Source organism: Ruegeria sp. Alg231-54, from assembly GCF_900143525.1.
Classification (GTDB): Bacteria; Pseudomonadota; Alphaproteobacteria; order Rhodobacterales; family Rhodobacteraceae; genus Ruegeria.
In genome coordinates this window covers 151,315-163,084 of record NZ_FREZ01000001.1, presented here as the reverse complement: position 1 = coordinate 163,084, position 11,770 = coordinate 151,315, and the positions used below count along the sequence as shown (strand labels likewise).

Here is an 11,770-nt window from a genome sequence, read left to right as displayed (position 1 = left end):
TCCTCTTGTGCCTTGGATTTTGTCGCAAGCTAGGGTGAAGCGGAACATAGGTCCAGCCTCAGCCTTTGTCTTTCCAGCGGACCATCTGCCGCATGACCCCATGCAGCATCTGCACATCCGCCCGCGTCATCCGCATCCGCGACCACAGGTTGCGCAGGTTGGTCTTCATACCCTCGGCCTTTTCGGGCGGATAAAAGAACCCCGCATCTTCCAGCCGGTCTTCATAATGTTCGACCAGTTTCTCGACCTCGATGCCTGTGGCCCAGTCGCCCTTGCCCAGATCGGTGGCCTCATGAACGACATCGCCGGTCTGGCGCATCCATTCATAGGCGGTCAGAAGTACGCATTGGCCAAGATTCAGCGAGGCGTATTCCGGGTTTACCGGAACCGAGATGATCGCGTTTGCCTTAGCGATGTCTTCGTTTTCGAGCCCTGCGCGTTCCGGGCCAAACAGAACACAGACCTTTTCACCAGCAGCAACCTTTTCGGCAGCCAATTGCATTGCGCGTTCCGGGCTGTAGACCGGCTTTGTCAATCCACGCTGCCGCGCCGTCGTCGCAAAAACAAAAGTGCTGTCGGATAGCGCACCGGCCAGATCGTCGTATAGCTGCGCCTCATCCAAAAGACGCCCGGCGCCGCTGGACATAGCCACAGCCTTGGGGTTCGGCCACCCGTCCCGAGGTGCCACGATCCGCATCCGATCCAGCCCGAAATTCCACATCGCCCGCGCGGCGGCACCGATGTTTTCACCCATCTGCGGGCGCACAAGCACGAATGAGGGCTGAGATTTATCGCTGGGCATGGCTGTCTCCGAAGGTTCCGCCTGCTCTAATCCGCGCGCACAGGCAGGGCAAGCCTTCCGCGCCTTCATTTGGGCCGGAAACCAGCATAAAAGTTTGCTTCCCCGCCGCAATCCGCTAAACCGCGCAAAAGACTGAAAGCGAAGGACGCGCCAATGGACTCCCCCGAGCAGCCGCAGATTTACATGATTACGCCACCGACCATCGAACTGAGCAGCTTTCCCGACCGTTTGGCCAGCGTGTTGGACGGGGCAGAGGTCGCCTGTATCCGATTGGCGCTGGCTGGTGGCGATGAAGACACGATCGCCCGCGCGGCGGATGCCTGCCGTGAGGTTGCCCATGCGCGCGATGTGGCGCTGGTGATCTCGAACCATGTTCTGCTGGCGCAGCGGTTGGGGCTGGACGGGGTGCATCTGGATGACGCCGCGCGCTCGGTCCGGTTTGCACGAAAGGAATTGGGCGCGGAAGCCATCGTTGGCAGCTTTTGCGGTGCGTCCAGCCATGATGGCATGTCGGCTGGCGAGGCCGGCGCGGACTATGTGGCCTTTGGACCGGCGGGCGCGTCAACGCTGGGCGATGGCACAATGGCCGAAATGGATCTGTTCCAGTGGTGGTCAGAGACGATCGAAGTTCCGGTCGTTGCCGAGGGTGGCCTGAACCCCGACCTGGTTCGCGATCTGACCCCATGCACCGATTTTTTCGGTATCGGGGACGAGATCTGGTCACAGGATGACCCTCTGGCCGCGCTGAAGGGTCTGACCGACGCGATGCGCTGATCGGTGCGAGCGTTAACGCTTGCACCTACGCCGGGGCTGCGGCATGACGACGACATGACACAAAACAGCGACATCCTTTGTATCGGATCGGTTCTTTGGGACGTGATTGGCCGGTCCGCCAGCGCCATGCGGCAAGGGTCGGACGTGCCGGGGCGGATCACCCGCCTACCGGGTGGCGTGGCCATGAACATCGCCATGACACTGGTGCGTTTTGGCATGACCCCCACCCTGCTGACCGCCATCGGGCGCGATCCTGAGGGCGATGAGTTGGCAAATGCGTGTTCCCGGCTGGGCATGGTGACAGATCACATTTACCGTTCGCAGGATTTGCCGACCGACCGTTACATGGCGGTCGAAGGGGCCAACGGCTTGATAGCAGCCATCGCTGATGCGCATTCGCTTGAGGCCGCGGGTGCCAAAATCCTGCGTCCATTGATGCACGGGCCTTTAGGGTACGAAAACGAGCCGTTCGAAGGCCCAATCGCGCTGGACGGCAATCTGACACTGAACTTGCTTGAGGAAATCGCCCAAAGCCCCGCCTTTGCCCGCGCCGATCTGCGTGTGGCACCGGCCTCGCCCGGTAAAGCCGAACGCTTGCTGCCGTTCCTGAAGCATGCGCGGGCCACTCTGTATGTGAACCTCGAAGAAGCCGGCATCCTGTGCCAGCGCGAATTCAAGGATTCCGAAAGCGCCGCCAAAGGCCTGCTGGATCGCGGCGCGCTGCGGGTGTTGGTCACCGACGGCGGAAGCTCTGCCACGGTTGGTAATGCGGATGAAATCCTGACCCAAACACCCCCGTCCGTTCTGGTTACCCGCGTAACCGGCGCAGGCGACACATTCATGGCGGCCCACATCGCCTCAGAATCTGGTGGAGCATCCAGTGCCGAGGCCCTGACCCGCGCCCTGAACGCCGCCGCAACTTACGTATCCGGAGAAACCCCACTGTGATCGACATTCAATATTCCGCTGAGGTCCGCGCCGCCAAGGACGCAGGCCAACCCATCGTTGCGCTGGAAAGCACCATCATTACCCATGGGATGCCCTTCCCTCAGAACATCGAGGTTGCGGCACAGGTTGAACAGGATATCCGCGACGCGGGTGCAATTCCGGCAACCATGGCCGTGATCAAAGGCAAACTGCATGTGGGCCTTGAGGCTGATGAGCTGAATGCGTTGGGTCAGGCGCAGGGCGTCGCCAAGCTGTCCCGCGCGGACATGGCCGCCTGCATGGCAACCGGCGGCACCGGAGCGACCACGGTCGCAGCCACGATGATCGCCGCGCATTATGCTGGGATCGAGGTGTTTGCCACCGGTGGCATCGGCGGCGTGCATCAGGGCGCTGAGACAACCTTTGACATCTCAGCCGATCTGCATGAGCTGGCGCAATCCCCGGTTACGGTTGTGGCCGCGGGCGCAAAAGCCATCCTCGATCTGGCAAAAACGCTCGAGGTTCTGGAAACGCTGGGCGTTCCTGTCATGGCCTACGGGCAGGACGAATTCCCGGCCTTCTGGTCGGCCAAATCCCCTTATGCCGCGCCCCTGCGCATGGACAGCGCCAAGGACATCGCCACAGCCCACGCCACACGCCGCGCGCTTGGCTTGCCTGGTGGTCAGTTGGTCGCCAACCCGATCCCGACTGCCGATCAGATCCCGGCCGAAGAACTAGCACCCATCATTGCATCAGCACAGGCCGACGCAGACGCGCACCGGATCAGCGGCAAGGGCGTCACGCCGTACCTGCTGCAACGGATTTACGAACAGACCGAAGGGCGTTCGCTGACGGCCAATATTGCCCTGGTTCGTAATAACGCACGACTGGCGGCCGGAATTGCTCGAGCGCTGTCCGACCGAACCGATTGACATAAGCCTATTGTACCAAGGCACCCAACTGCTTAACTAATTTGGCAGAAAACCGCTCAGGACCGCAATGAACACGCCATTTGACGAAGAACCACAACGCCGCCCGGGCCTGTTTTCGCGACTGCGCGCGTCATTCCTGACGGGCATCGTCGTGATTGCTCCTGTGTGGCTGACCATTTGGCTGATCTGGTCCGTGGTCGGCTGGATCGACAGTGCGGTTCTGCCCATAATTCCACAACGGTTCCAGCCGCAGGAATACGTGGGCATCAACCTGCGGGGCGTCGGCGTTGTCATCTTCCTGATCTTCACTGTTCTGGTAGGATGGATCGCCAAAGGTATTCTGGGCCGGTCCCTGATCCAAATTGCCGAAAGTCTTGTCAGCCGGATGCCCGTTGTCCGGTCTGTCTATTCGGGGATCAAGCAGATCTCGGAAACGGTGTTTGCCCAGACTGAACGGTCGTTCGAAAAAGCCTGCCTGATCCAATACCCGCGCCGCGGTATCTGGGCGATTGGTTTCGTCTCTACCGCGGCAAAAGGCGAAGTCAGCGAGCGGTCTGAAACCGGGGGTGAACTGCTAGGTGTCTTCGTCCCGACCACGCCCAACCCGACCTCTGGCTTCCTATTGTTCTTCCCGGCCGAGGATGTGATCCTGTTGGATATGACAATCGAGGACGCCGCAAAGCTGGTGATTTCCGCAGGCCTTGTTTATCCCAACGAAAAAGACCCGACGCAGCCGCCCGAGTGATCAGCCAAACATCTCGGGCAGGTCGACGGTGCTGCGTGCGCCAAGATCAGCTTTGTGATCGCCAATGAACCGATGTGCCGCCGCGCGCCCGGCGTCCTTCAGTTTATGCAGTATCACAGGGTTGGGAACCGTCTTGGTTGCCACGGACAAATCGTTCATCAATTCGTCATCCGCGATCATGTGAACAAATACGCGGCTCATCTCTCCGGCCGTCAGCTTGCCGTCCGCCAACAGACGCTGAACAAAATTGATCGCCCGCAGCTCGCGAAACAGGGATGAGTTAAAGCTGATCTCGTTGATCCGGTTCTGGATCTGCTGCGGAGTTTTTGGGACCTCATCACGCTCAAGCGGGTTGATGTTCACGACCACGACGTCTTCAGGCAAATCATTGTTAAACAGGGGATAAAGCGCCGGGTTTCCAGTGTAGCCACCATCCCAATATGCCTCAGTCCGGCCCGAGCTGGGGTCAAATATCTCGACGGCCTGAAACAGGCTCGGCAGGCAGGCCGAGGCCAAAATGGCATCCGTTGAAATCTCTTCCCCGGTGAACACCCGGATCTTGCCGCTGCGCACACAGGTCGCGCAGACAAACAACTGGGGTCCCTGATCCGTGCAAATCTCATCAAAGTTGAACCGATCCACAACCGGTTCCAGGGGATTGCGGTAAAACGGACCATAAGCATAAGGCGACACCATTCGCGACCAGGCATCACCAATCGAGAATGGCAGTGAATACTCCATCGACTGGGCAATCTGTGCGGGCTCCAGCGCCTGCATCCAGTTGGCAAGGCGCATATCCCCCACCGCACCCATCCGTGCCCATAGCCCGTCCAGACAAGCCCGTGCGCCGTCGCGCCCGTTGTGGACCATTCCTGACTTGAAGGCAGCGCCATTCAGCGCCCCGGCCGAGGTCCCTGTGATCGCCGCAACCTCGATATCTTCTTCGTCCAGAATTCGGTCCAGAACGCCCCAGGTGAAGGCACCGTGCGCGCCGCCACCCTGCAAAGCCAGATTGATCCGTTTCACCGTCCTGCCCCTTCATCTTTTCCAAAATACTCCGGGGGTACGGGGGCAGCGCCCCCGTGAAACCTCACAACGCTGTCCAACCGCCATCGACCGAGATCGTGGTCCCGGTGATCTGCGCTGCCGCATCCGAGCACAGAAAGATCGCGGTGCCACCCAATTGCTCGACCGTGGCGAATTCTTTCGAAGGTTGCCTTTCCAGCATCACGTTCTTGATCACGTCCTCACGGCTCATGCCGTATTCCTTCATGGTGCCTGGGATCTGTGCCTCGACCAATGGTGTCAGGACGTATCCCGGGCAGATCGCGTTGCATGTGATTGGCTCCTGCGCGGTTTCCAGCGCTACGGTTTTGGTCATACCAACCACGCCGTGCTTTGCCGCGACATAGGCCGCCTTGAACGGAGACGCCGTTAACCCATGAGCCGAGGCGATATTCACAATACGTCCCCACCCGGCCTTGCGCATCATTGGCAAAGCGGCGGCCATCGTATGAAAAGTCGAGTTCATGTTGATCGCGATGATCGCATCCCACTTTTCGACCGGAAACTGATCAACCGGCGCGACATGCTGAATGCCCGCGTTGTTCACCAGAATATCACAAGCCCCCGCCTTCTCGATCAGCGCGCGGCATTCTTCACCTTTGGACATGTCCGCCTTGATATAGCGTGCGCTGGTACCGGTCTCTTTCGAAATCTCAGCGGCCAGCGCATTATCTTCGTCGCGGTCGGTAAATGAATTCAGCACCACGTTAGCCCCGGCCTTCGCCAGTTCACGCGCGACGCCTAATCCGATCCCTGAATTCGATCCGGTGATAATGGCTGTTTTTCCCGAAAGGCTCATGGCCGAACTCCCACAAAGTCAACTTTGGCGACACAGTGCCATGCTGCAGCTGCAAAGAAAACGGGGAAACATTCGGGCGACGCATCCTACGTCAGATCCGAACAAAAAAAACGCCCGCACGAAGCGGGCGTTAAGTTATTGAGGCAGGTTTCATACAGGCAAGAAACCTATCGAGCAGTGCATCCTTTATAAGCAATTTCTTGTGTTCGTCCAAGCTAAAAGTTTGAAAACAAGAAAAATCATAGCTACGATGAATCCCAACAAAATAAGGCCAGAGCAGGATTGTTTCCAAAATGAGCCCCGATTTTCTACGCCCCGTTCGTCCATTGATCGCGGGAATCACTGCACTTTTGAGCACGTCAATTGCTTATGCAGAATCGACCCATGGCATAGCTATGTATGGTGACCCCGCCTTACCACCGGATTTTGTGTCCCTGCCCTACGCAAATCCGGACGCGCCAAAAGGCGGGAAAGTCGTGTTTGGAAATACGGGCGGCTATAACAGTTTGAACCCGTTCGTGCAAAAAGGCAGCTCGCCCTGGCAATTGCGATTTTGGACCCATGAGGGCCTGATGGGTCGATCCTGGGACGAACCTTTCACTCTTTACGGGCTGTTAGCCGAATCAGTTGAGACCGCGCCGGACCGGTCCTGGGTCGAATTCACCCTGCGTGAGAACGCCGAATTCTCGGATGGTACACCAGTCACAGTGGATGATGTCATCTGGTCGTATGAGACTTTAGGCACCGAAGGCCACCTGCGATATCGCGGGTTGTGGGGCAAGATAGACAGTATCGAACAGACCGGTCCCCGCACGGTGCGCATCACCTTCAACGAGCCCGACCGCGAACTTGCCCTGATCGCAGGCCTGCGCCCGATCCTGCAGAAAGCCCAGTGGGAAGGTAAGGATTTTGCCAATGCCGGGTTGCATGACATTCCGGTCGGAACCGGGCCCTATATTGTCGACAGCTATGAGGCCGGTAGATACGTGAACCTCAAGCGGAACCCGGATTATTGGGGCACTGATATCCCCTTCCGTAAAGGCACCATGAATTTGGACGAAATGCGGATCGAGTTTTACGGCGACGGCACAGTTCTGTTTGAGGCCTTCAAAGCCGGTGAACTGACTGCAGTACGTGAATTCAATGCCGACAAATGGGCGAACCAATACAATTTCCCGGCCGTCCAGCGTGGAGATGTGGTCAAGACCGAGATCCCACACGGCAAGCCTTCGGGCATGACCGGGTTTGTCATGAACACCCGCAAAGCGCCGTTTGCCGACTGGCGTGTCCGCGAGGCGCTGACACTGGCATTCAATTTCGAGTTCATCAACGACACGATTACCGGTAACGCGCAGCCGCGTATCTCATCCTATTTCTCGGGCTCGGACCTTGCGATGCAGCCCGGCCCGGCAAGTGATCGCGTCGAAGAGCTGCTATTGGAGTTCAAGGACGACCTGCCCCCCGGAACGCTTGAAGGCTATACCCTGCCGGAAAGTGACGGATCGGCCCGCAATCGTTCGAACATCCGCGCTGCAACCAAACTGTTGGCTGAGGCTGGTTGGACCATCCAGGACGGCGTGCTGCGTAACGAAAACGGCAATGCTTTTACGCTGACCGTGTTGCTGCAACAGGGCGACACCGAAAGCGAAACAGCAATCGAGATCTACACGCGCGCGCTGGAACGTCTTGGCATCGCTGTGAACACCGAACAGGTCGACAGCGCCCAGTTTACAAGCCGAACGTCGGCGCTGGATTTCGACATGACCTATTTCCGTCGTGCATTGTCCCTGTCACCCGGTAACGAGCAGCGTCTGTATTGGGGCAGCGAAAACGCGGACACTCCGGGCACGCGCAATTTGATGGGGGTGGCTTCACCCGCTGTGGACGGAATGATTGACGCAATGCTGGCCTCGGAAAGTCATGAGGATTTCGTCGCTGCGACGCGTGCGCTTGATCGTGTGTTGACCGCCGGGCGCTATGTCATTCCGATCTGGAACTTTGATGTGGGCCGGATCGCCCACGCCAAGGAACTCAAGCAGCCGGAAAACTTGCCGATCTATGGCGATGGGCCGGAGTACATGCCGCAGGTTTGGTGGTACGAACAGTAACGGGGCACGCGCGGCACCTAAGGGACGTGGGCGGAAATCGGCGCACAGCCTATTGGCACCGCATATTGCGGGTCGATTTTTTGCCATGCCAACATGTTGTAATTGCCCCAACGTCAAGTGTTCCCCTATAAAACTCACACAAAAAGCTTTACCGAACGGGGTTTAGCGATATAGATTGTACATATACTGCAGTACGCTGCACGAATTGATTATTGCTTTGAAATTCAAAACGTAACTCTTCGTCCGGTGTGCAGCACATCGAATTTACGGACCGGCCTCCACTCACTCAAAAATCAGGTCCGTCTGCCCGTTGCGGATAGGCTGCAACGGGCACTTTTGACCCCGTCAAAAATCAAACCGCCTCCCGACCCCGGGTGCGACATTTTGTCATGCCCGAACGCCCCCATCACATTCGTACGCTGGTTCTTGGGACGAGCGGTTTGAAACCATGAAAACGGAAAGCTGTCTAATGTTGAAATGGACCGATCTGACGCAAGACTGGAGTGCAATGTATACCCGCGCCAAACGGCGCTTTCCAAACCTGCGGGATCAGGACATGGTGCGGTTAAGCCAAGACCGCAAATGTTTCGAAGCGTATCTGGCTGAACGCCATCAACTGACCATGAACGAAGCCCACGAAGAGCTTGAGGACTTTTTGTTCACGGAAGGTTTGAACCGCGAATTCAGCCGGTCGTTAAGTAAGTGATGTTACCCACAGGATCATTGCATCTTCGTCGCTGACCGAGATTACATTGTGCCCCATGCTCCCGTCGTAATAGGCGCTGTCGCCGCGGCGCATTTCGACTGGTTCATAAAACTCGGTATAAAGGCGCACAACACCCGTCAGGACATACAAGAACTCTTCGCCGTCGTGTCGGACCCAGCCGTCAAACTCATCCATTGACCGCGCGCGAACACGGGCCCGATAGGGCAGCATCTGCTTTTTTGTCAGCGTTTCGGCCAGCAGTTCATGTTCATAGGTGGTTGTGGGATGGGCAGACCCTTCGCCCATGCGCGTCACGGCCATCCGGCCGATCACCTGGTCCCGCTGTGGCGGCGTAAATAGCTGCGGCACCGAGATCTCAAGACCGGTCGCAAGCTTTTTCAGCGCGTCATAGGTGGGCGACATTTGACCGTTTTCGATCTTGCTGAGCGTAGAACGTGCCAGACCAGCCTGCGTGGCCGCCTGTTCAAGCGTCCATTTCCGCGCTTTCCGCAGCTCGCGCACACGCGCGCCGAGGTCCAGTGGTTCAACTTCCGTATGTTCGCCCGAGTCCCGGGCAATGCGGATCAAAGATGTCTGGTCTTGGGTGCTCATGCGTCATTCTATAGGCGCAGCCTGTCGCGCTTGCAACGCAGCAGTGGTCGCGCTAGCCAGTTGCCATGCTTTCTATTTTTGATCAGGGGCCGCCGCCGGCCTGCCCGTCTCCGTTTAATCTGGCAGCGCATGTACTGTGCTGTGCAGACAGGCTTTCGGACAAGACCGCCCTGTCTGTGGTGGGCTCCACGGATGCCCGGAATTGGACGTATTGCGAGTTGCAGCAGGCCATTCTGGGCACTGGCACAGGGTTGTTGAAAGCTGGTTTGAAGCCCGGCGATATCGCGTTGATGCGGCTTGGAAACACGGTCGATTTCCCGATTGCCTATCTCGGAGCGATTGCTGTCGGCATCGTCCCGGTCCCAACGTCATCGCAGCTGACCGAGCCGGAAACAGAGCGCATGATCAAGGACCTCAGGCCTGCCGTCATTCTGCGTGACCCACAGGTTGCGTGCGCCGCGCACCCGGTTCAAATTGACCTGTCCAATTTGGCCGGAATGCGTGATCTGCCTGCTGCTGAGTTTCAAATGGGTGACCCGGAAAGGATGGCCTATGTCGTCTATACTTCGGGCACATCGGGAAAACCGAGGGCTGTGGCCCACGCCCATCGTGCCATCTGGGCGCGTCAGATGATGGTGGATGGCTGGTACGGGCTGCGTGAAACCGATCGCCTGTGTCACGCGGGCGCGTTCAACTGGACCTATACCTTGGGCACCGGTCTGATGGATCCGTGGACCATTGGCGCAACGGCTCTTATCCCCGCGCCGGGCACCGATCTGGACGCTCTACCTGCCCTGCTACGCCATCATCAAGCCACCATCTTTGCTGCAGCACCGGGCGTATTCCGTAAGGTGGTGAGCTCAACAGACGACCTCGACCTGCCGGAATTGCGGCATGGGTTATGCGCCGGAGAAAAACTGTCACGGCATCTGCATGAACAGTGGAGGCAAGCGACCGGCACTGAACTCTACGAAGCTTATGGCATGTCCGAGTGTTCGACTTTCATTTCGTCCAGCCCGGCGCATCCAGCGCGGTCCGATGCATTGGGCCAACCGCAGCCTGGCCGCCGTGTGGCTATCCTGGGACCTGACGGTCCCGTACCTCAGGGTCAGGAAGGCACCATTGCCGTCCACAGGTCCGACCCCGGCCTGATGCTGACCTATCTCAATGCCCCCGACGAGGCCGAATCCCGGATGCAGGACGACTGGTTCCTGACCGGCGATCAAGGGGCCATGGCCGTGGATGGCCAGATCACCTATCTGGGTCGCGATGACGATATGATGAATGCAGGCGGCTATAGGGTGTCACCGGTTGAGGTCGAGGCCGCGCTGTCCCGATTTCCCGGCATCGCGCAGGTCGGAGCTGCGGCAGTCGAGGTCAAACAGGACACATTTGTGATAGCAGCCTTCTATACAGGACCGGAAAAGCTGGACGACGACGCCCTGCGTACTTATGTCGAGGCAAATCTGGCGCGCTATAAGCAACCGCGCGCCTTTATCCATCTGCCTGACCTGCCCACCGGCGGGAACGGGAAACTTCTGCGCCGGGCGCTGCCGGCCTATTTCAAGGCGACCAACCCATGACCGAGACCGTCAAGCTTGATATCATGTCCGACCCGATCTGCCCGTGGTGCTATATCGGCAAAACCCATCTGGACAAGGCGCTGGCGGCGATCCCGGACCATCCGTTTGTGATCGAATGGCATCCATTCCAATTAAACCCCGACATGCCGGATGCCGGGATGGATCGCCGCGAATATCTCGAACGCAAGTTCGGGGGCAAGGACGGTGCTGTGCGGGCCTATGCACCGGTTGTTGATCATGCCGAGAACTCAGGCCTTAAGATCGACTTCGAAGGTATGAAGCGCACGCCCAACACTCTGGACGCGCACCGCCTGATCCATTGGGCAGGGATTGAGGGCAAACAGAACGCCGTGGTCGATGCACTGTTCGATGCCTATTTCGTACAGGCCCGCGATATCGGCGATCATGAGGTTCTGGCGGATATTGCCGACAATGCGGGCATGGACGCCGCAGTCGTTCTAAAACTGCTGAAATCCGATGCCGATCGCGAGGATATCAGCAACCGTGACAGCCATTCCAGGCAAATGGGCGTCAGCTCTGTCCCGACGTTCATCGTTGCCAATCAACATGCCGTCCCCGGGGCGCAACCCCCTGAAATGTGGGAAAAAGTGATTGCTGAAATCATGTCTCAACTTGAGGCTTCCCCTGCAAATTAGCACAGACCTCTGTGCAATTTGACACCTAGCGTCAACTGATTTGCCGTGATAGCGCGAACAG

General features: G+C 58.2%; 12 protein-coding genes. 8 read left to right on the top strand and 4 right to left on the bottom strand.

The genetic code is table 11. The features are described 5' to 3' along the window. Positions 1-58 precede the first annotated feature (58 nt). Positions 59-802, bottom strand: coding sequence for an RNA methyltransferase (locus tag DHN12_RS00835; RefSeq protein ID WP_108858488.1), 744 nt, complete (start codon positions 800-802; stop codon positions 59-61). A gap of 153 nt (positions 803-955) precedes the next feature. Here DHN12_RS00835 and DHN12_RS00830 point away from each other — a divergent pair, with 153 nt between their 5' ends. The 4 genes from DHN12_RS00830 (at position 956) to DHN12_RS00815 (ending at position 4,180) form a co-directional block, all read left to right on the top strand. Beyond that, positions 956-1,576 carry a thiamine phosphate synthase gene (locus DHN12_RS00830; protein WP_108858487.1) on the top strand — a complete coding sequence of 207 codons (621 nt, stop codon included), beginning with the start codon at positions 956-958 and terminating at the stop codon, positions 1,574-1,576. Positions 1,577-1,630: 54 nt separating this feature from the next. After that, the gene (locus DHN12_RS00825) at positions 1,631-2,524 is read left to right on the top strand and encodes a PfkB family carbohydrate kinase (RefSeq protein WP_058278066.1); all 894 of its coding nucleotides are present in this window, start codon (positions 1,631-1,633) and stop codon (positions 2,522-2,524) included. Next, the gene (locus tag DHN12_RS00820; RefSeq protein WP_108858486.1) at positions 2,521-3,435 is read left to right on the top strand and encodes a pseudouridine-5'-phosphate glycosidase; all 915 of its coding nucleotides are present in this window, start codon (positions 2,521-2,523) and stop codon (positions 3,433-3,435) included. The genes DHN12_RS00825 and DHN12_RS00820 overlap by 4 nt, the downstream gene beginning before the upstream one ends. A 67-nt stretch (positions 3,436-3,502) precedes the next feature. After that, positions 3,503-4,180 (top strand): DUF502 domain-containing protein, encoded by a 678-nt coding sequence (locus DHN12_RS00815; protein ID WP_108858485.1) that lies wholly within the window; start codon positions 3,503-3,505, stop codon positions 4,178-4,180. Here the strand turns inward: DHN12_RS00815 and DHN12_RS00810 are convergent, their stop codons facing one another. Together DHN12_RS00810 and DHN12_RS00805 are read right to left on the bottom strand one after the other, a co-directional pair. Next, a complete protein-coding gene (locus DHN12_RS00810; protein WP_108858484.1) occupies positions 4,181-5,206 on the bottom strand; it encodes a patatin-like phospholipase family protein in 1,026 nt (341 codons plus the stop codon). It abuts the gene before it with no gap. A 64-nt stretch (positions 5,207-5,270) separates the two neighbouring features. Next, positions 5,271-6,044: a 3-hydroxybutyrate dehydrogenase gene (locus DHN12_RS00805; RefSeq protein ID WP_108858483.1), complete on the bottom strand. Its 774-nt coding sequence runs from the start codon at positions 6,042-6,044 to the stop codon at positions 5,271-5,273. A 293-nt stretch (positions 6,045-6,337) separates the two neighbouring features. Between DHN12_RS00805 and DHN12_RS00800 the strand changes: the two genes are divergently transcribed. Both DHN12_RS00800 and DHN12_RS00795 read left to right on the top strand, forming a co-directional pair. Continuing rightward, entirely contained in the window at positions 6,338-8,152 is a 1,815-nt protein-coding gene (locus tag DHN12_RS00800; protein ID WP_108858482.1) for an extracellular solute-binding protein, read from the top strand. A gap of 469 nt (positions 8,153-8,621) precedes the next feature. Further along, positions 8,622-8,858, top strand: a complete 237-nt coding sequence (locus DHN12_RS00795; protein ID WP_058271932.1) for a hypothetical protein — start codon at positions 8,622-8,624, stop codon at positions 8,856-8,858. Here the strand turns inward: DHN12_RS00795 and DHN12_RS00790 are convergent. Further along, positions 8,847-9,470 (bottom strand): helix-turn-helix domain-containing protein, encoded by a 624-nt coding sequence (locus tag DHN12_RS00790; RefSeq protein ID WP_108858481.1) that lies wholly within the window; start codon positions 9,468-9,470, stop codon positions 8,847-8,849. The two genes, DHN12_RS00795 and DHN12_RS00790, sit on opposite strands and share 12 nt — an antisense overlap. Before the next feature lie 65 nt (positions 9,471-9,535). On the opposite strand from DHN12_RS00790, the gene DHN12_RS00785 reads away from it, so the two are divergent. Both DHN12_RS00785 and DHN12_RS00780 read left to right on the top strand, forming a co-directional pair. Next, positions 9,536-11,053 carry a class I adenylate-forming enzyme family protein gene (locus DHN12_RS00785; protein ID WP_108858480.1) on the top strand — a complete coding sequence of 506 codons (1,518 nt, stop codon included), beginning with the start codon at positions 9,536-9,538 and terminating at the stop codon, positions 11,051-11,053. Then, a complete protein-coding gene (locus tag DHN12_RS00780; RefSeq protein WP_108858479.1) occupies positions 11,050-11,709 on the top strand; it encodes a DsbA family oxidoreductase in 660 nt (219 codons plus the stop codon). The genes DHN12_RS00785 and DHN12_RS00780 overlap by 4 nt, the downstream gene beginning before the upstream one ends. The last annotated feature ends 61 nt before the right edge of the window (positions 11,710-11,770 follow it).